Origin of the sequence: Thalassococcus sp. BH17M4-6, from assembly GCF_049323015.1 — a bacterium.
In the GTDB taxonomy this organism is placed as follows: Bacteria; Pseudomonadota; Alphaproteobacteria; order Rhodobacterales; family Rhodobacteraceae; genus Puniceibacterium.
Genome location: NZ_JBMPGU010000011.1, coordinates 12,438 through 30,751, shown reverse-complemented (window position 1 = coordinate 30,751; position 18,314 = coordinate 12,438). Strand labels below are relative to the sequence as shown.

Sequence of the window (18,314 nt, the reverse complement as noted above, 5' to 3'; positions counted from 1 at the left end):
GCCGGGAAGATGTCCGGCCCCCTCGCGCGTTAGAAATAGCTGCGCACCAGGCTGCTGGCCAAGAGCGACCAGCCGTCGGCGATGACGAAGAACGCCAATTTGAACGGAAGCGATACGATGGCGGGTGGCACCATCATCATGCCCATCGACATCAGCACCGCCGCAACGACCAGGTCGATGATCAGGAATGGCAGAAAGACCAGAAAACCGATCTGGAACGCGCGACTGATTTCCGACAGCAGAAAGCTCGGGATCAGCACCGACAGCGGGGCCTGCGGTTCCAGCGGGTCGCCACTGGCATCGGGGCGCAGATCGGCCATGGCGGTAAAGGTGTCTGGATCGGTCCGCGCAGCCATGAAGCCGCGAAACGGCTCCAGTCCTAGGGTAAACGCCTCCTCTATGGGGATTTCTTCGTTGATGAGGGGCTGAATGCCCTGGTCCCACGCGGCCTGAAACACCGGCTCCATCACGAAGTAGGTCAGGAACAGTGCCAGGCTGATGATCAGCATGTTGGGCGGCGATTGTTGCAACCCGATGGCCTGCCGCAGAATCGCCAGCACCGTCACGATGAACGGAAAGCAGGTGATCATGATCGCGATGCCGGGCGCGAGGCTGAGCAGCGTGATCAGCGCGATCAGCTGCACGCTGGTCGCGGTGATCGACCCGTCGCCGCCCAGGTCGAGCGAAAACTCCTGCGCCGCAACCGGCCCCGCCCCGGCCACGAGGCCAAGGATCAGCAGCGGAAGAAGGCGGCGGCGCAGGGTCAAGAGGCGGACTGGCTGTCGACGACTTCGGTCATGCGCACGGCAAGCTGGCCATTCTCGTCGCCTTCGATCACCTCGAGCGCACCGATGCCGATCAGCCGGTCGCCCACGTAAAGCTCCACCGGGTCGTCCACGCGCTTGTCGAGCGTCAGAACCGACCCTTCGTCGAGCCGCAGCAGATCGCGGACCAGGGGCCGGGCGCGCCCGACGGACACGGTGATCTCGATCGGGATCGAAGTCAGCTGCGCGCTGCTGTCGCCGCGCGGAGGCTGGGCATCGGGTGCATTATCCATGGGCGGTTTTCCTTGCGTTATCAAAGGTGAAGGCGGTGACGGCTTCGTTGATGCCATTCAGGACGCTGGTCAGGTCGACCTGTTGTTCCACCGCGCCAAAGCGGATGTCGGCCTGGCCTTCGCCGATCGTGTCGCTTTCCACGACGCTGAGCGGGAAACCGAAGTCGCGGGTCAGCAGCGCGCTCACGGCGTCCCTGTTTTCCGGGGCGACGACGATTTCGACGCTGAGGTTGCCTATGGCCCTCGACTGCGCGTGCAGCTGTTCGACTATGTGCAGCCCCAGCGCGTCGCGGGCGAGCGCGGGCAGCAGCGCGTGCACCATGTCATCAAGCAGCGGCGTCATCGCGGCCAGCACATGGCTATAGGCCTCGTGATAGGTGAAGGACAGGTCCTGCAGGTTCTGGGCAAAGTCGCTGGCGATGCGCGTGCGGTCGTCGGATTGGGCGCGTATCGCGTCGTCCCACCCGGCCTTGTACCCGTCCTCGAATGATTCAAGCTTGATCCCTTCCAGGTCGACATCGTTCAACGGCGCGCCGCCGGGGGCGGTCGCGGGCGGGGTGGACTGGCCGAAATCCTCAAGCAGATCGCGCAGGGCCATCAGCGTACCTCCTCCGACTCGTCAAGCCAGGAGCGCAGGATTTCCACCGTCTCTTCCCGGCGCTGGTCGATCAGGCCGCGCAGACGGTCAACGGGATCGTCCGACACCGGCGTGTTGAAATCGGCCAGCACGTTGTCCCCGCCCCCCGATGCGGAGGCGAGCACCGGCAGGTTGCCAAAGCCCTCTTCGGGTTCGATCTCTCCGGTCAGGGCATCGGTCGCGGCCGGAGGCAGCGCCCCGGATGTGTCGAGCGACGTCGGGGCGGGCAAGGCCGCCGTCTGCGGCGCGCTCAGGATCGGGCGCACCACGAACAGCCCGAGGATCAGAGCGACAACCCCAAGGATCGCCATCTGGATCAGCGCCATGGTGTCGAGCGCGGTGGAGAAAAGCCCCGGCTCCTGTGCTTCGGTGCCCAGCCCGTCGGGACGTTCGAAGGGCATAGAGCGGATGGTGATCATGTCGCCGCGCGTCTCCTCGAACCCGACGGCCGAGGCAACGAGATCGCGAAGCGCCTCGAGCTGCGGATCGGGCATCGGCACGAATTGCGGCGTGCCATCGGCCCCTGTCTCGAAGCTGCCGTTGACCAGCACCGCCACTGTCAGGCGTTTGATCGCCCCAGGCGCACGGGTGATTTCCCGCGTGGTTTCAGACACTTCGAAGTTCAGCCGCTCGCGGGTTTCGCTGTTCTGGCTGCTGGAACTATCGCCTTCTGCGGCGGCGCCGTCGGGCACGTTCGAGGCTACGGTGACGTCGCCGCCGCCGGTATCCTGCGACTGGCTGCTGGTTTCGGCGGTGTCCGAGCTGATCACCACGCGATTTTCCGGATCGAAGCGGCGTTCTAGGATCGATTCGGTTTCGGTCACCGTGTCCACGCTCACCTCGACCACCGCGTTGCCCAGGCCCACCCGCGCCTCGACCAGGCGCTGCACGCGGTCGCGCAGCTGCCGCGCCTTGTCATCGGCATTGCTGCCGGTGGTGGCATCCTCGTCCCCGCCGATCAGGCCGCCGCGCCCGTCGATCACCGACACCTCTGCGGCATCGAGCCCGGGCACTGCCGAGGCGACAAGAAACCGCAGCGCGCGGGCCTGCGGCGGGGTCAGCGCCGCGCCGGTGGTGCTGACCGAGATCGAGGCCGAGGGCGTCACGTCACGCTGGAACGGGTTGGCGCCGGAATTGGCGATATGCACTCGCGCGGTTGCAATATGCGGGCTGGCGATGATCGTGCGGGCCAGTTCCCCCTCTTTCGCGCGCCAGTAGGCGGCGTCGAACATTTGCGACGTGGTGCCAAAGCCCGAAAGCTGATCCAGAAGCTCGTAGCCCTGGCCGGAGTTGGCAGGCAGTCCCTCGCTCGCCAAGGTCAGGCGCAGGCTGTCACGATCGGCGGCGGGTACGAAAATGGCACCGCCGCGTACATCATAGGGGATGCCGCGCTGTTCCAGCGCGCTCACCACCTCGCCCGCCGCGCCGGGTTCGAGGCCCGCGTAGAGCAGCGACAGGTTCGGGGTGGACGCGATTCGCGCCATCGCAAGCACCGCGGCAAAGACCGCAACCGTGGCGCCGATCACCCAAATGCGGCGCTTTGCGCCAAGGCTGTTCCAAACCGTCAGGACCTGCTGCAAGACCCACCTCCGCTTCGCCGTTCTGGCGTTACACTCGGCGCCCTGTTTGGCCCATCAGCCTTAACAACCCGTTAGTTCCTGTCGGCTAAAACAAAGCTCGACAGCAGAGAGGGTCGAGGATGAGTGACGCAACCGCGACGGAACCGGAAGCCATTGGCAAACCATCGAAAATGCCGCTCATCGCCGGGATCGTTCTGGCGGTTCTTGGCGGTGGCGGCGGCTTTTACGCGGCCTGGTCCGGGCTGATTCCCGGCCTGGGTGGCGACGCCCATGCCGAAGCGGATGCACATGCCGAGGCCGAGCATGGGCCAGAGGTGACGCCGCTGCCCGACATCGGCTTTGTTGCCCTGCCGCAGCTGGTGGTGTCGCTTGGCCCCGGGTCCAGCAAGGAACATCTGATCTTTCGCGCCGACCTCGAAGTGCCCAGCACCTACCTGAGCGAGGTCGAGAGCATCCAGTCGCGGGTTGTCGATGTGCTCAACAGCTATCTGCGGGCGCTCGAGCCGCGCGATCTCGAAGCGCCGTCGGCCCTGATCAAGCTGCGCGCGCAGATGTTGCGGCGCATCCAGCTCGTCACCGGGGAGGGGCGCGTGCGCGACCTGCTGGTGATGGAGTTCGTTCTGAATTGAATATGACGGAAAGAGGTGCCTGACATGGCGATGATTGCGGATATCCTGCTGGCCGCGGGGGCCCTTGGGGCCGGGTTCTACTGCTTCGTTCTGGCCCGGCGGCTGGCGCGGTTCAACGACCTGGAAAACGGTGTTGGCGGCGCCGTTGCGGTACTGTCGGCGCAGGTCGACGACATGACCCGCACGCTGGGCGCGGCGCAGAAAACCGCCGCATCCTCCACCGAATCGCTGCAGGCGCTGACCGAACGGGCGGAGCAGGTGGCCAAGCGGCTGGAGCTCATGATGGCATCGATGCACGATCTGCCGGACACGCCGCCCCCCGCACCGCCCGCCGCCGCCCCCGATCCGGCAGAGCCGGTGTTCGTGCGCCGCGCACAGCGGGCGGCATCACGATGAGGGGGCTGCGGAAATCCGGCGCCGGGCACAGGCGCGGGCGCGGATCGCTTGCGTTGATCGGCGGGCTGCTGATCGGGTCGGCGCTGGTGCGGATCGGATCGGAAACCGGTCAGGCGCTGGCCGAGGAACACGGCGGGCCGGCCTCTGCCGACACCGCGGCCCACGCCCCGGCGATGGCCACGACCGAGGCCGAGCTTCTGCCGATGCTGGAGGCGCTCAAGTCCCGCGAGGCGCGGCTGGAGAAGCGCGAAAATGACCTGCGCGTGCGTATCCAGGCGCTGTCGGTCGCCGAAGAGGAGATCGACCGCAAGCTGGAGGCCATGGCAACGGCCGAGGACAAGCTGCGCGCGACGCTGGCCCTGGCGCAGACCGCGGCAGAAGATGACCTGACCCGGCTCACGGATGTCTATGCCAACATGAAACCCAAGCAGGCCGCGGCGCTGTTCGAGCAGATGGACCCGGAGTTTGCCGCCGGGTTCCTGGGCCGTATGCGCGCGGATGCTGCCGCCGCGATCATGGCGGGGCTGAGCCCGCAGGCGGCCTATACGGTCAGCGTGGTGCTGGCCGGGCGGAATGCCGATGTACCCAAGGAATGACGCTGAGGCGCCTCCCTTGCCAAGGGGGGCGCATGCATGGCACGCTTGCGCCGCCGATCCGGCCCTTTTCGCCAGCGGGCGGCTGCCCTATCTGTGATGGACAGCGCAGGCACCAGGGGCTAACCAGACCGTCATGGCCAAACCGAAGACAGATTCGAACTACAAGGTAATCGCCGAAAACCGGCGCGCGCGCTATGACTATGCCATCGAGGATGACCTTGAGTGCGGCATCGTCCTGCAGGGGCCCGAGGTCAAATCCCTGCGCGAGAACTCTGCCAATATCGCCGAAAGCTATGCCGCCGTCGAAGAGGGCGAGCTGTGGCTCGTGAACTCCTACATCGCGCCTTACGAAAAGGCGATGTTCGGGCACGACGAACGCCGCCGCCGCAAGCTGCTGGTCAATCGCAAGGAAATGTCGCGGCTGTGGAACGACACGCAGCGCAAGGGCATGACCCTCGTGCCGCTGGTGCTGTACTTCAACCACAAGGGCGTCGCGAAGATCAAGATCGGCATCGCCAAGGGCAAGAAGAACCACGACAAGCGTGAAACCGAGGCCAAACGCGACTGGTCCCGCCAGAAACAGCGGCTTTTGCGTCAGCACAGCTGACCCCTCGGACCCTTGCCAGCCGTGCCCGTCGGGCATATGCACAGGGCGTTCACCGCTGAGGGGGAAGCAATGTCTCAAGACGATCCAAAGACCCTGGTGTCGACCGGCTGGCTGGCCCAACATCTGAAGGATCCCGATCTGCGGATACTCGATGCCAGCTGGTACCTGCCCGATGCGGGCCGCGATCCGCGCGCCGAATACGACGCGGCGCATATCCCCGGCGCCCGCTTCTTCGACATGGACGACATCAGCGATCAGCGGTCGGACCTGCCGCACATGGCCCCGCCGGTCGAGAAATTCATGTCGCGGCTGCGCGCAATGGGTGTGGGCGACGGTCATCAGGTTGTGGTCTATGATGGTGCGGGGCTGTTTTCGGCCGCCCGGGTCTGGTGGCTTTTCCGGCTTATGGGCCAGGACAATATCGCCGTGCTGGACGGCGGTCTGCCGAAATGGCAGGCCGAGGGCCGCGAGGTCGAGGATATGCCCCCCGTCGTGCGCGACAGGCACATGACCGTGCGCCGCCAGAACAGCCTTGTGAAGGATGTGACCCAGGTGTCCGCCGCGTCGAAGCTGCAGGACACCGAGATTATCGACGCCCGCTCTGCCGCGCGGTTCCGAGGCGATGCGCCCGAGCCGCGCGAAGGGCTGCGCGCCGGGCACATTCCGGGATCGAAGAACGTGCACTACGCCAGCCTTCTGAACGACGACGGCACCATGAAGGACCCCGACGCGCTGCGCCGCGTCTTCGAGGACGCGGGCGTCGATCTGTCCAAACCCGCGATCACCACCTGCGGATCGGGGGTGACGGCGGCGATCCTCAGCCTTGCCATGGAACGCATGGGCAAGACCGATCACGCGCTTTATGACGGGTCCTGGTCCGAATGGGGCATGTTCCCCGGCCTTCCCATCGAAACCGGCCCCGTGGCCACCGGAGACACCTGATGTTCGAAACGCTCAAAGAGCAACCCGCCGACAAGATCCTGATGCTGATGCAGGCCTACAAGGACGATCCGCGCGACACCAAGATCGACTTGGGCGTCGGCGTCTACAAGGACGCGTCGGGCAACACCCCGATCATGCGCGCCATCAAGGCGGCAGAGGCGCAGCTGCTGGAAGCAGAGACCACCAAGGCCTACACCGGCCTTGCGGGCGATCCCGGCTTTGCCGATGCGATGGTCGCGCTGGTGCTGGGCGACGCGGTGCCGCGCGCCAACGTGGCCGCGGCGGCGACGCCGGGCGGCACAGGGGCGGTGCGGCAGGCATTTGACATGATCCGGCAGGCTAACCCCGGCGCGCGGGTGTTCGTCAGCGATCCGACCTGGCCCAACCATCTGTCGATCCTCAAGCACATGGGGATCGATATGGTGCCCTATCGCTATTTCGACGACGAAACCCGCGGCGTTGCCTTCGACGCGATGCTCGAAGATATCGGCAAGGCGGGCAAGGGCGACATCGTGCTGCTGCACGGCTGCTGCCACAACCCGACCGGTGCCAACCTCAACATGTCGCAATGGCAAGAGGTCGTGGCGTCGCTGCAGAAGACCGGCGCGACGCCGATGATCGACATCGCCTACCAAGGCTTTGGCGACGGTCTGGACGCCGATGCCGAGGCGACGCGGCTGGTGGCCTCGTCGTTGCCCGAATGCCTGATCGCGGCCAGCTGTTCCAAGAACTTCGGCATTTACCGCGAACGCACGGGGCTGCTGATGGCCGTGGCGCAGGACGAAGGCGCGAAAAAGCTGAACCAAGGCACACTGAATTACCTCAACAGGCAGAACTTCAGCTTTCCGCCGGATCACGGCGCGCGGCTGGTCACGATGATCCTGAACGACGATGCCCTGCGCGCCGATTGGATGGCCGAACTCGAAGAGATGCGGAACGCCATGCTGGGCCTGCGCGAGGATCTGGCGGCTGAACTGCGGCGGCTGTCCGGGTCGGACCGCTTCGGCTTCATCGCGCAGCATCGCGGGATGTTCTCGCGGCTGGGGACGAGCCCCGAGATGGTCGAGAAACTGCGTGCCGATCATGGCATCTACATGGTCAGCGATTCGCGGCTCAATATCGCCGGTTTGAACAAGACCCCGGGGCGGTTTGGGCCAACGCCCATGGGCGCGGGCGCAATCTCACCCGGTGGGGGGGGGCCGACCCGGCCCGCCGCGTTCCGTGTCAAAGCGTGTCCATCTTCCGCGCCAGTTTCGCGTCCAGCGTCGACAGCCCGTCGACGTCATGGGTGGTCAGCGTCACCTCGACCGTCTTGTAGACATTTGACCATTCGGGGTGGTGGTTCCATTTCTCCGCCCAGATCGCGGCGCGGGTCATCCAGCTGAACGCATCGACGAAATTGTCGAACTCAAAGGTCTTGTGGATCGCGTCGCGCCCGTCGACCATTTCCCAACCACTGTCGAAAAGCGGCTGCAACACGGTCTTGCGGGCGGTGTCGGACAGGTGTTCGGTCATGGCTGTTCCTCCTGACGGTTCTTGCGAAACGGCCCGTAGGCCGTCAGTATTTCGATGTCTTCGTCGACGGCGGCGCGCTCGGCCTCGAGGTAGCGCGCGACCGCTTCGGCAAAGCCCTTGTCGGCCATCCAGTGCAGCGAATGGGTCTGCACGGGCAGGTATCCCCGCGCGAGCTTGTGTTCGCCCTGCGCGCCGGCCTCGACCCGGCCGAGGCCCATGGCGATGGCCAGGTCGATGGCCTGATAGTAGCACGCCTCGAAGTGCAGGCAGGGATGATCTTCGATACAGCCCCAGTAGCGGCCAAAGAGCGTGTCCCGCCCGATCAGGTTGAGCGCCCCTGCGACATAGGCATCGTCGCGCCGTGCAAGGATCAACGCGATATCGTCGCGCAGGGTTTCCTGCGCGATGTCGAAAAACCGTCGGGTCAGGTAGGGACTGCCCCATTTGCGCGCGCCGGTGTCCTGGTAGAAGATCCAGAAGGCATCCCAGTGCTCGGGACGGATATCGTCGCCGGTCAGCACCTCGATCTGCCCACCAAAATCCTGCGCAACCCTGCGTTCCTTTCGGATCGCCTTGCGCTTGCGCGAACTCAGCGTGGCAAGGAAGGCGTCGAAATCAGCGTAATCCTCGTTGACCCAGTGGAATTGCTGAGTGGTGCGCCGTAAAAGGCCCATCTTCTCGCCCGCGACGGCCTCGGCCTCGGTGCAGAAGGTGACGTGCAGCGACGACAGTTCGTTGTCCACGGCCAGTTGCACGGCCCCCTGCACCAGCGCCGACATGCCCACCGCCTCGAACCCCGGGCGGGTCAGAAAGCGCCTGCCCGTCGCCGGTGTGAAGGGTACGGCGATCTGCAACTTGGGATAATAGCGCCCGCCCGCGTGTTCGAGCGCATGCGCCCAGTTGTGATCGAAAATGTATTCGCCCTGGCTGTGCCCCTTGGCGTAAAGCGGCGCGCAGGCGATGATCTGGCCGTCCATCTCGGCAATGAAATACCTTGGGTCCCAGCCGGTGCGCGGACCGACCGATCCGGACTGTTCCAGCGCCAGCAGGAACCTGTGGGTGGTGAACGGATCATGAGGGCGGCCGCCATCCGCCGCCTCGGGACAGGCGCAGGCGTCCCACTCCGCGGCGTCGATCTGCGACAACGAGGTCAGGACGTTGATGGCAATGGTGGATTCGCTGTCTGGCCTGATCATGGATGCCCCTTCCACGGGGTTATCTGTGCCTTGGCCGGATGGGTTCAAGCGTCGTAACCCTCAAACGTGATATTGTCGGCGACACGGCGGGCGGTCGCCTCGGCTTCGGCGCTGCGGATGGTCCAGCACAGGATCGCGGCCCCTTGGGCCTTGATCTCGGCAACGCGCGGGCGGTCCAGATCGGCGGCCTCGTGGCTGATGAAGGACGCGCCGGTGCGTGCGTAATCGGGAATGGTGCGCAGGTGATCTCGAACCCGGGCCGGAAGGGTCTGCCAGTTGTCGGCGTCATAGGCGGATGTGGTCAGTCCGCGCGGTACGCCGGGGGCCAACCGGGCCATTTCGGCGACGCTGTGGGGGTTGAAGGACATGACGGCGACGGGGCCGTCATAGCTGTCCAGGGTACGGGCCGTCGCGGCCTCCAGCCGACCGACCCGGTCGCCCATAATGCCGTCCTGATCCTTGAGTTCGATCAGCAGCGGTACACGGCCCGCCACGAGCGCCAGGATGTCGTCGAGCGTCGGGATGCCCTCATCCCCGCCGGTCAGGGGAATGCCCGCGAGCGCTTCTGCGCTGTGCTGTGCCACGGGGCCGGTGTCGGCGGTCAGACGGCGCAGATCGTAGTCGTGGAACACCATTGGGACGCCGTCGCTTGACAGCTGCAGATCGATCTCGATCCCGTAGCCCGCGTCGATGGCCCGCCGGACCGCAGCGCGGGAATTCTCTGGCGCGCCGGGGCCGTGCAGGGCCCGGTGGGCAAGGGGCCTGCGCAGAAAGGCCGAGGGCAGGGCGGGCATGTCACTCGATCTCGAAGATGCCTTCGATCTCGACCGCGACGCCCATGGGCAGCGAGGCCGCCGATACGGCAGAGCGCGCGTGACGGCCGGTATCGCCAAGGATGTCGACCAGCAGGTCCGAGGCGCCGTTGATGACCTTGGGCTGGTCGGTGAACTCCTGGGTGGAGTTGACGAAGCCCGTGAGCTTGATCACCTGCTTGAGCCGCCCGAGGTCACCGGCACAGGCCACGCGGACCTGCGCCAGAAGGCTGAGCGCACAGGATTTGGCGGCCTCGGCGCCAGCCTCGACCGACATGTCATCGCCCAGCTTGCCCTTGATCAGCCCGTCCGGGCTGTTGGAAATCTGGCCCGAGACATAGACAAGGTTGCCGCTGACGACGAAGGGAACGTAGTTCGCGGCGGGGGCCGGGGCGTCGGGCAGGGTCAGCCCCAGTTCGGTCAGTCGGGTTTCGATTTCAAGTGTCATGGTGCGGCCCTTTCCAGTAGCGTCAGCCGCCACGCTAGGCGCTGCGAGGAGGTCCCGCAAGGGGCCGAAGAGCGGCTCTTCCGCCCGTGCGGGCGTCCTCGCCTCAGCTTTCGCGGAAGGCGCGGGCGAAATAGTCGGTGAAGGGCTTGACCAGATAGGCCAGCGGCGTGCGGTCCGCCGTGCGGATGAACGCCTCGACCGGCATTCCAGGGATGAGCGTGCTGCCTTCGGGCAGGCGGTCGACCTCCCCTTCGGAAAGCACGATCTCGGCCCGGTAGAAGCTGATCTGCGAATTTTCGTCCTGAAACGCATCCGCCGAGATCTGCACGACCCGCCCGAAAAGTTCGGGCGTCTGGCGCTGGTCCAGCGCGGGAAAGCGCAGCGACACCGTCTGGTCGAGGAAAAGCTGGTCGATGTGGATCGGCAGAACCTCGGCGGCGATGATCAGCGGGCGGTCCTGCGGCACCAGGAACATCACCGGATCGGCGGGCCGGATCACCGAACGGGGCGTGAAGACCCGCAAACCGTAGACCACGCCCGACACCGGGGCGGTGATTTCCATCCGGGCCAGCCGTTCGCGCAGCGCGCGCCGCTGCTCGCCCAGCTCGCGTTCGCGGTACTGCAGATCGCGCAGGGTTGTGATCGCCTCCTCGCGCCGCTGGGTGCCGAGCTTGAGGATCTCGATATCGATCTCGGTCACGCGGCCCTCGGCCTGGGCCTTCTGCGCGGTCAACTCTCCGACACTGCCCAAAAGCCGCGCCTGTTCGCGTTGCAGCGCCGACACGCGGCTGGCCTGTGCAAGGCCCCGGTCCAGCAGCGATTGCTGGTCGGTCAGCTCATCCTCGATCAGGGCCAGCTGTTCGGTCAGGGCCGTCTGCTGCGCCTCGATCCCGGTGATCTGATCCGCAATCTGCTGGCTGCGCTTGCCCAGCTGGTCGATCTCGCGCGCGACGGAATCGCGGCGCGCGTTGAAGAGGTTGCGCTGTCCGTCGACCAGTTCGGCCACTTCGGGGTCGGTTTCAGCCCGTTCCAGAACGTCGTCTTCAAAGGTGATGCTGTCCTGATTGTCCCGTTCCGCCGCCAGCCGGGCGCGACGGGCGCGCAGTTCGAAATACTGTCCTTCGACAATGGTCAATTCTGATTGCAGCAGGTTCGGGTCAAGCCGCAAGAGCGGTTGGCCCGCGCTGACAAGATCGCCTTCGTCGACCAGGATTTCCGCCACCACGCCGCCATCGGGGTGCTGAACCACCTGCCGGTTCTGGTCGACCTCGATCTGCCCCGACGCGATGATCGCGCCCGAGATGTTCGTCGTCGCGGCCCAGGTGCCGAACCCGCCCACGAGCAGCAGCAGGGTGACCAGGCCCAAGATCATGGGGCCGCGCAGCGGAAAGTCCGACCGGTCGCTCATCGCACGCCTCCCGGGGTGGTTGCGGTCTGGATCTGATGATGGTTCTTGACCATCTGGCGCAGCACCTCGTCCTTGGGGCCAAAGGCGGCGCGGCTGCCACCGTCCAGCATCAGCAGCATGTCGCATTCCTTGATCGCCGCGGGGCGGTGCGCCATGATCAGCACCGACCGGCCCTGATCCTTCATCGTGCGGATCGCGGCGTTGACCGCTTCGGAGCCTTCGTTATCGAGGTTCGAATTCGGCTCGTCCAGCACCAGGATCATCGGATCGCCGTACATCGCCCGCGCAAGGCCGATGCGCTGCATCTGCCCGCCCGACAACCGTCCGCCGGTTGCGGTGACGCGGGTGTCATAGCCGTCGGGCAGCTTCAGGATCATGTCATGCGCCGCGGCCTTCTTGGCCGCCTCGACAACCATGGCGGCATCGGGCTGGGATGACAGGCGGGCGATGTTTTCCGCGATGGTGCCATCGAAGAGCGTCACCCGCTGTGGCAGATAGCCGATGTATTTGCCCAGCACATCCGGCGCGTATTGATCCAGCGACGCGCCATCCAGCCGGATCTTGCCTCCGGCAGGGGGCCAGACCCCGGTCAGCGCCCGCGCGAGCGTGGATTTGCCGGCCCCCGACGGGCCGATCACCCCGATCGCCTGCCCGGGCAGCACGTGGAAGCTCACGAGCCGCAGTGCCGCCTGCTGTTCGCCCGGCGGCACGACGGTCAGCTGCATCACGTCCAGCTTGGCCTGTGGTTTGGGCAGGTCGGTGCGCGGTGCCTCGGGCGGAACCTCGGTCAGCAGCTGGGCGAGGTTGGCCCAGCCCTTGCGCGCGCGCTGCACCATGGCCCATTGCCCGATGGCCAGCTCGATCGGGGCCAGCGCGCGGCCCATCAGGATCGAACCGGCGATCATCGCGCCAGGTGTCAGTTCCCCCAGCAGCACCAGATAGGCGCCCAAGCCCAGCATCGCCGATTGCAGCAACAGCCGCAGCGTACGGGTCAGCGTGGTGAAACTGCCCAGCAGATCCGACGAGGAGATCTGCCCGCGCAGCGCATCCCGGCGCGCGCCTTCCCAGCGGCGGAAGGCGTCGCCGCGCATGCCCATGGCCTGCACCATCTCGGATTCGCCGCGGATCTGGTCAGAGATCTGCTCGGCCTTGAAGGTCGCGATGTTGGATTTGAGGCCCGGATTGCGGGTCACCATCTGGTTGATCACGGCGATGGCGATCAGAACAGCGCCCCCGGTCACGGCCAGATAGCCCAACCAGGGGTGAAAAAGCATGATCCCGAACAGGAACACCGGCGTCCAGGGCACGTCGAAGACCGCCATCAGCACCGGCGAGGACATCAGCCGCTGCACCGATTCCAGATCGCGCAGGCCGGTCGCCGACAGCTCATCGGGTTTCACGGCGGCACGGCGCAGCACGGCGTCGAAGACCCGCAGGTCAAGCGCGGCCTGGAACCGCGCCGCGACCCGGCCCATGACCCGGCCCCGGACATAGTCCAGTAGCCCCATCATGCCGTAAAGAAAGACCACGATGACCGACAGCGCGATCAGCGTCGCGACCGACCGCGACCCCAGCACGCGGTCATAGACCTGCAGCATGTAAAGCGGGCCGGTCAGCATCAGCATGTTCACGAAGAAGCTGAAGATGCCGACGAACCAGAAATAGGCGCGGCTTTGGCGGCGTGCGGCCTTGAGCTCTTCGAGACCGGTCATGGGGCGATTTTGTGTCATGTCAGAAAAAGGCCCCCGGACTGCGGCAAAGCGATGGACAAGGGAAGGTCCTTTCAGGGTGATACGCCAATCGCGGGCGAGCTGCCAAACCATTTGCGGCACATGCGCGGCCGCGCATTGTCAGTTTCCGCCCAGGATATCGCGCAGCAGCTGGTTCACGAAGCCCTCGATCGGGTCTTCCTGACGGCGCTGGCGCTGGGGTTGCTGCGGCTGTTGCTGGGCGGCCTGCGGGGCGGGGGCAGGCGTCGGCTGGGGCCTTTGCGGTACGATCATCGGCAGGGGTCGGGCGGGCAGGCCGTCATGCACGCGGACCATCACCTCGCGCCAGATGTCCGCAGGCAGGCCGCCGCCGGTGACGCCGGTCAGCGGTGAATTGTCGTCGTTGCCCATCCAGACACCTGCGACGTAATCGGCAGTGAAGCCGACGAACCACGCGTCGCGGGCCGCCTGGGTGGTGCCGGTCTTGCCTGCGGCCTCGCGTCCGTCAAGCCGGGCGCGGCGGCCTGTGCCTTCGGACACGACCTTTTCCATCATGAAGATCAGTTGGCGGGCCGCCTCTTCCTGGATGACCCGTTCGCCAATGCCGCCGCCCGCGCCGATCATCGGTTCGGGATCGCCCTTGATGCGCAGTTCACGCAGGCCGTAGGGCCGCACAGAAGATCCGCCGTTCAGGATGCCGGCATAAGCCCCTGTCATCTCGAGCAGCGAGGATTCGGAGGCGCCAAGCGCCAGGGCGGGGGTGTCGGCCAGGTCGGACTTGATGCCGAAATCATCCGCCACCCGCCGCACCAGGTCGCGCCCCACAGCTTCGGAGATCTTCACCGCCGGGATGTTGCGCGAATCCTTCAGCGCCGTGGTCAGGGTCATGCGACCGGCGAAATCGTTGGTGTAGTTGTCGGGGCACCACTGACCGGACCCGGGAATGTTCATGCAGAAGGGTTCGTCCACCACGGTGTCGTAGGGGCCGTAGCCCAGTTCCAGCGCCGTGGCATAGACAAAGGGTTTGAACGCCGATCCGGTCTGCCGCTTGGCCTGCGTCGCGCGGTTGAAAACGCCCGACACGCCGGTTTTCCGCCCCCCGACCATGGCCCGCACGGCGCCATCGGCACCCATCACGACGATGGCCGCCTGGGCGGTCGATCCTTCCTTGACCTTGGTTTCAAAGATGACCTTCATCGCCTCTTCGGCGGCGGTCTGCAGGCGCTGATCCAGGGTCGTCGCAATCTCGACATCCTGGCGCGATTCCACCGATGCGAAATCGGGGATCGTATCCATCACCCAGTCGGCGAAGTATCCCCCGGCGCGGGCCTCTGCCGCGTCGGACAGGGTGGCGGGGTTCGCGAGCGCCGACTCGGCTTCGGCGCTGCTGAGGTATCCCTGATCCTCCATCAGCCGCAGCACGGTCGCGGCGCGATTGCGCGATCGTTCGATGTTGCCGGTGGGCGCCAGCGTCGACGGCGCTGTCAGCAACCCCGCCAGCATCGCCGCCTCTGCTGCGTTGACGGCGGCGGCGGGTTTGCCGAAATACCGTTGTGCCGCCGCTTCGGCACCGTAGGCGCCGCCGCCCATGTAGGCGCGGTTGAGATAGATCGACAGGATGTCGTCCTTGGAATACTTGGCCTCCATCGCCAGCGCATAAAGCGCCTCCTTGCCTTTGCGGACCAGAGAGGTGCGGCGGCAGTCGGCCACATACTCGGCCTCTGTTTCCCAGACATCGGGGTCGAATTCCACGCCCAGGCACAGCAGCTTGGCCGTCTGCTGGGTTATGGTCGACCCGCCATGGCCCTGCAGCGGCCCCCGGCCTTCGCGCAGATTGATGCGGATGGCGCTGGCGATGCCGATGGGATCGATGCCGGGATGCAGGTGAAAGCGGCGATCCTCGGTCGCGATGACCGCATCGCGCAGGTAGGGCGACACGCTGTCGGCGGTCACGACGCCGCCGAACTGATCGCCACGCCAGGCAAAGACGTCGCCACGCCGGTCGAGCAGCGTGACCGAACCGCGCGCGCGCCCGTCCAGAAGCTGCGCCACATCAGGCAGGGTGGCATAGACATAGCCCACACCCAAACCCAACAGGATCAGCACCACAGCCGTCAGGCGCCAGGTCAGCCGCCAGATAATGGCGAGAATCCAGCCGAAGATGCCCAGCACGAAGGCCACAAGCCGCCCGAAGAGACCCTTGGGCGCAGCGGCCTTGCGGCGGGCCGGTTTGGTCGCCTTGCGCTTTTTCGGCGCGGGTTTCTTTGCTGCTTTGCGGGGATAACGGCGGTCGGCCACGAGCCGACCTTTTCCACGACCTGAATCACTCATTTATCTCTGCCCGGCTTTCTGCCCTTTGGCGGCAGAATAAACCCATTGCGCGCGGTTGTAGACCGGTGTTGCGCGCATTTGCAGTTTTTTATTGTGCCTAAATTTTGCGCTTTGTTGGCGATTTGTGCAAATTTTGTGCAACAAGGCGGTTTCCACGCCCCCCACTTCGGCTTTCTGACCTTTCAACTCCGGGCTTTGGGCATCTTCCTGCTCACACAGATCGCAGGCCCCGACCTGCCAAACCGAAAGGGACCAAGGTGAAACTCATCATTGCGACGATCAAGCCGTTCAAGCTCGAGGAGGTCCGCGAAGCGCTCACCTCTATCGGTGTCCGCGGCATGATGGTGACAGAAATCAAGGGCTTCGGCTCGCAATCGGGTCACACGGAGATCTACCGCGGCGCTGAATATGCCGTGAATTTCGTGCCCAAGATCAAGCTGGAAATCGTGGTGGCGGCGTCGATGGCCGACCAGGTCGTCGAAACCATTTCGAAGACCGCACAGACCGGCAAGATCGGCGACGGCAAGATTTTTGTTCTGGATGTGCTGCAGGCCGTACGCGTGCGGACCGGCGAAACCAACGCAGACGCGCTTTGAACGCGGCAATAAGAGTAGGGACTCGGACACAATGAAACTTCTCAAGACACTTGCCCCGGCCGTGGCACTGATCGCGCTGCCCAGCCTGGGCCTTGCGCAAGAGGCGGCAGAGGCCGCAGAGGCGGCCCCGGACATCAATCCGTACATCTTTACGACGCTGCTGTTCCTGATCGGCGGCTTCCTCGTGTTCTGGATGGCCGCGGGCTTTGCCATGCTCGAAGCGGGCCTTGTGCGCTCCAAGAACGTGACGATGCAGCTCACCAAGAACATCGCGCTCTTTTCGATTGCCGCGATCATGTACTGGCTCGTGGGCTTCAACCTGATGTACCCGGGCGACGGCTGGACCATCGCGGGCTATGTCGGCATCCTGTTCTCGCCCACCGTGCTGGAGCCCGTGGGGCTTGATGCCTCTGCGGCGGCGCTGGATTACGCGTCGGTCGGGTCGGACTTCTTCTTTCAGCTGATGTTCTGCGCGACCACCGCGTCGATCGTGTCCGGTACGCTGGCCGAGCGGATCAAGCTTTGGCCGTTCCTGATCTTCGTGATCGTGCTGACCGGCTTCATCTACCCGATCGAAGCATCCTGGCAGTGGGGCGGCGGCTGGCTGTCCGAAGCAGGCTTCTCCGACTTCGCAGGCTCGACGCTCGTGCACGCTGCCGGTGGCTTTGCAGCCCTCGCCGGTGCCCTGATCCTGGGTCCGCGGATCGGCAAGTACAAGGATGGCCGCACCGTTCCGATGCCGGGTTCGAACCTTGCACTCGCCACGCTGGGCACGTTCATCCTGTGGCTGGGCTGGTTCGGCTTCAACGGCGGTTCGCAGCTGGCTGCGGGCACCGTGGGTGACATCACCGATGTGTCGCGCATCTTTGCCAACACCAACATGGCCGCCGCTGCCGGTGCCGTCGCGGCGCTGATCCTGACGCAGGTCATGTACAAGAAGCCCGACCTCACGATGACCCTGAACGGCGCACTGGCCGGTCTGGTGTCGATCACCGCGGGTCCGCTTGACCCGTCGCTGTTCGGCGCGCTCTGGATCGGTGCCGTCGGTGGTATCATCGTGGTCTTCACCGTGCCGATGCTGGACAAGATGAAGATTGACGACGTCGTCGGCGCCATCCCGGTCCACCTGATCGCCGGTATCTGGGGCACCCTGGCCGTGCCGTTCTACACCGAAGGCACCTCGTTCGCGATCCAGGCGCTCGGCGTGATCTCGATCGGTATCTTCGTCTTCGTGGTGTCCGCCGTGGTGTGGTTCATCCTCAAGGCGACCATGGGCATCCGCGTCAGCGAAGAGGCCGAGATCAACGGTCTCGACATGGCCGAACTGGGCATGGAGGCCTATCCGGACTTCTCCAAAGGCTGATTATCCTCCTTCCGTCAGTCTTTTGTGACCAACTGCCCGGGCGTTCGCGCCCGGGTTTTTTGTTGCGGCATGCCGGAGGATGAAGCGCTGTCCGCCCGGTCGGTCAGGGCGTGACGCGTTTCGGTGCGCCGCTGGCCATGTCGGTGCCCATGTAAGGCAGCTTGGCCTCTTTCCATTTGCCAAAGCCACCGCCCAGATGCGCGAGCTTCTCGAACCCCGCCTCCAGCGCCATGCGCGCCATCTTTTCAGAGCGCAGGCCCGACCCGCAGTGCAGGACGATGCGCTTGTCGCTTTGTCCGGGCAGGTTGGCCGGCTCAAAGAACGCCATCGGCATCAAGAGCGCGCCGGGGATGTGTTCGAACATGTATTCCTGCGGGGTGCGCACGTCGATCAGCACGATCTCGTGCGCCTCCAGCGCCTGTGCGACCTCTTCCGGGGTCCAGGTTTCCAGCGTGGCGGTTCCGATGGTTTCGGTCTGCATGATCATTCCTT

19 protein-coding genes and 1 pseudogene are annotated in these 18,314 nt (G+C 65.3%); 8 read left to right on the top strand and 12 right to left on the bottom strand.

Translation table 11 applies throughout. From position 1 onward, the window contains the following. Nucleotides 1–29 precede the first annotated feature (29 nt). From fliP to fliF, 4 genes are read right to left on the bottom strand one after another with little or no spacing between them, the layout of a single operon-like run. Nucleotides 30–767: a flagellar type III secretion system pore protein FliP gene (fliP, locus tag ACOXXX_RS15475; protein WP_422827508.1), complete on the bottom strand. Its 738-nt coding sequence runs from the start codon at nt 765–767 to the stop codon at nt 30–32. Continuing rightward, nucleotides 764–1,057, bottom strand: coding sequence for a FliM/FliN family flagellar motor switch protein (locus ACOXXX_RS15470; RefSeq protein WP_422827507.1), 294 nt, complete (start codon nt 1,055–1,057; stop codon nt 764–766). The genes fliP and ACOXXX_RS15470 overlap by 4 nt, the downstream gene beginning before the upstream one ends. After that, nucleotides 1,050–1,655, bottom strand: coding sequence for an ABC transporter ATP-binding protein (locus tag ACOXXX_RS15465; RefSeq protein ID WP_422827506.1), 606 nt, complete (start codon nt 1,653–1,655; stop codon nt 1,050–1,052). The genes ACOXXX_RS15470 and ACOXXX_RS15465 overlap by 8 nt, the downstream gene beginning before the upstream one ends. Beyond that, entirely contained in the window at nt 1,655–3,274 is a 1,620-nt protein-coding gene (gene fliF, locus ACOXXX_RS15460; protein ID WP_422827505.1) for a flagellar basal-body MS-ring/collar protein FliF, read from the bottom strand. Before fliF ends, ACOXXX_RS15465 begins: the two co-directional genes overlap by 1 nt. 119 nt (nt 3,275–3,393) lie before the next feature. Between fliF and ACOXXX_RS15455 the strand changes: the two genes are divergently transcribed. From ACOXXX_RS15455 to ACOXXX_RS15430, 6 genes and pseudogenes are all read left to right on the top strand, one after another. Further along, a complete protein-coding gene (locus ACOXXX_RS15455; protein WP_422827504.1) occupies nt 3,394–3,903 on the top strand; it encodes a flagellar basal body-associated FliL family protein in 510 nt (169 codons plus the stop codon). Between the two features lie 24 nt (nt 3,904–3,927). Then, nucleotides 3,928–4,299 carry a DUF6468 domain-containing protein gene (locus ACOXXX_RS15450; RefSeq protein ID WP_422827503.1) on the top strand — a complete coding sequence of 124 codons (372 nt, stop codon included), beginning with the start codon at nt 3,928–3,930 and terminating at the stop codon, nt 4,297–4,299. After that, on the top strand, nt 4,296–4,895 hold the full coding sequence (locus ACOXXX_RS15445; RefSeq protein WP_422827502.1) for a MotE family protein: 600 nt from the start codon (nt 4,296–4,298) through the stop codon (nt 4,893–4,895). Before ACOXXX_RS15450 ends, ACOXXX_RS15445 begins: the two co-directional genes overlap by 4 nt. 133 nt (nt 4,896–5,028) lie before the next feature. Continuing rightward, nucleotides 5,029–5,502: an SsrA-binding protein SmpB gene (gene smpB, locus ACOXXX_RS15440; protein WP_422827501.1), complete on the top strand. Its 474-nt coding sequence runs from the start codon at nt 5,029–5,031 to the stop codon at nt 5,500–5,502. 69 nt (nt 5,503–5,571) lie between these two features. Then, entirely contained in the window at nt 5,572–6,444 is an 873-nt protein-coding gene (sseA, locus tag ACOXXX_RS15435; protein WP_422827500.1) for a 3-mercaptopyruvate sulfurtransferase, read from the top strand. Further along, a pseudogene (locus ACOXXX_RS15430) lies at nt 6,444–7,577 on the top strand (aromatic amino acid transaminase); the annotation flags it as partial. The gene sseA and the pseudogene ACOXXX_RS15430, both read left to right, overlap by 1 nt. A gap of 91 nt (nt 7,578–7,668) precedes the next feature. Here the strand turns inward: ACOXXX_RS15430 and ACOXXX_RS15425 are convergent. The 7 genes from ACOXXX_RS15425 to ACOXXX_RS15395 all read right to left on the bottom strand — a co-directional run bounded on the left by ACOXXX_RS15425 (nt 7,669) and on the right by ACOXXX_RS15395 (nt 15,863). Beyond that, nucleotides 7,669–7,959, bottom strand: a complete 291-nt coding sequence (locus ACOXXX_RS15425) for a 4a-hydroxytetrahydrobiopterin dehydratase (protein ID WP_422827499.1) — start codon at nt 7,957–7,959, stop codon at nt 7,669–7,671. Then, nucleotides 7,956–9,155, bottom strand: coding sequence for a GNAT family N-acetyltransferase (locus ACOXXX_RS15420; RefSeq protein WP_422827498.1), 1,200 nt, complete (start codon nt 9,153–9,155; stop codon nt 7,956–7,958). The genes ACOXXX_RS15425 and ACOXXX_RS15420 overlap by 4 nt, the downstream gene beginning before the upstream one ends. Nucleotides 9,156–9,199: 44 nt before the next feature. After that, complete coding sequence (locus tag ACOXXX_RS15415) at nt 9,200–9,949, bottom strand: glycerophosphodiester phosphodiesterase family protein (RefSeq protein WP_422827497.1); 750 nt, start codon at nt 9,947–9,949, stop codon at nt 9,200–9,202. Between the two features lies 1 nt (nt 9,950). After that, nucleotides 9,951–10,415, bottom strand: coding sequence for a RidA family protein (locus ACOXXX_RS15410; protein ID WP_422827496.1), 465 nt, complete (start codon nt 10,413–10,415; stop codon nt 9,951–9,953). A gap of 103 nt (nt 10,416–10,518) precedes the next feature. Further along, nucleotides 10,519–11,823, bottom strand: a complete 1,305-nt coding sequence (locus tag ACOXXX_RS15405) for an HlyD family type I secretion periplasmic adaptor subunit (protein ID WP_422827495.1) — start codon at nt 11,821–11,823, stop codon at nt 10,519–10,521. Then, nucleotides 11,820–13,535 (bottom strand): type I secretion system permease/ATPase, encoded by a 1,716-nt coding sequence (locus ACOXXX_RS15400; protein WP_422827494.1) that lies wholly within the window; start codon nt 13,533–13,535, stop codon nt 11,820–11,822. Before ACOXXX_RS15400 ends, ACOXXX_RS15405 begins: the two co-directional genes overlap by 4 nt. Before the next feature lie 138 nt (nt 13,536–13,673). Beyond that, complete coding sequence (locus ACOXXX_RS15395; protein ID WP_422827493.1) at nt 13,674–15,863, bottom strand: transglycosylase domain-containing protein; 2,190 nt, start codon at nt 15,861–15,863, stop codon at nt 13,674–13,676. 257 nt (nt 15,864–16,120) lie between these two features. Here ACOXXX_RS15395 and ACOXXX_RS15390 point away from each other — a divergent pair, with 257 nt between their 5' ends. Next, complete coding sequence (locus tag ACOXXX_RS15390; RefSeq protein WP_422827492.1) at nt 16,121–16,459, top strand: P-II family nitrogen regulator; 339 nt, start codon at nt 16,121–16,123, stop codon at nt 16,457–16,459. A 31-nt stretch (nt 16,460–16,490) separates the two neighbouring features. Continuing rightward, nucleotides 16,491–17,822: an ammonium transporter gene (locus ACOXXX_RS15385; protein WP_422827491.1), complete on the top strand. Its 1,332-nt coding sequence runs from the start codon at nt 16,491–16,493 to the stop codon at nt 17,820–17,822. A 103-nt stretch (nt 17,823–17,925) separates the two neighbouring features. Here the strand turns inward: ACOXXX_RS15385 and ACOXXX_RS15380 are convergent, their stop codons facing one another. Then, on the bottom strand, nt 17,926–18,303 hold the full coding sequence (locus tag ACOXXX_RS15380) for a rhodanese-like domain-containing protein (RefSeq protein ID WP_422827490.1): 378 nt from the start codon (nt 18,301–18,303) through the stop codon (nt 17,926–17,928). Nucleotides 18,304–18,314 lie beyond the last annotated feature (11 nt).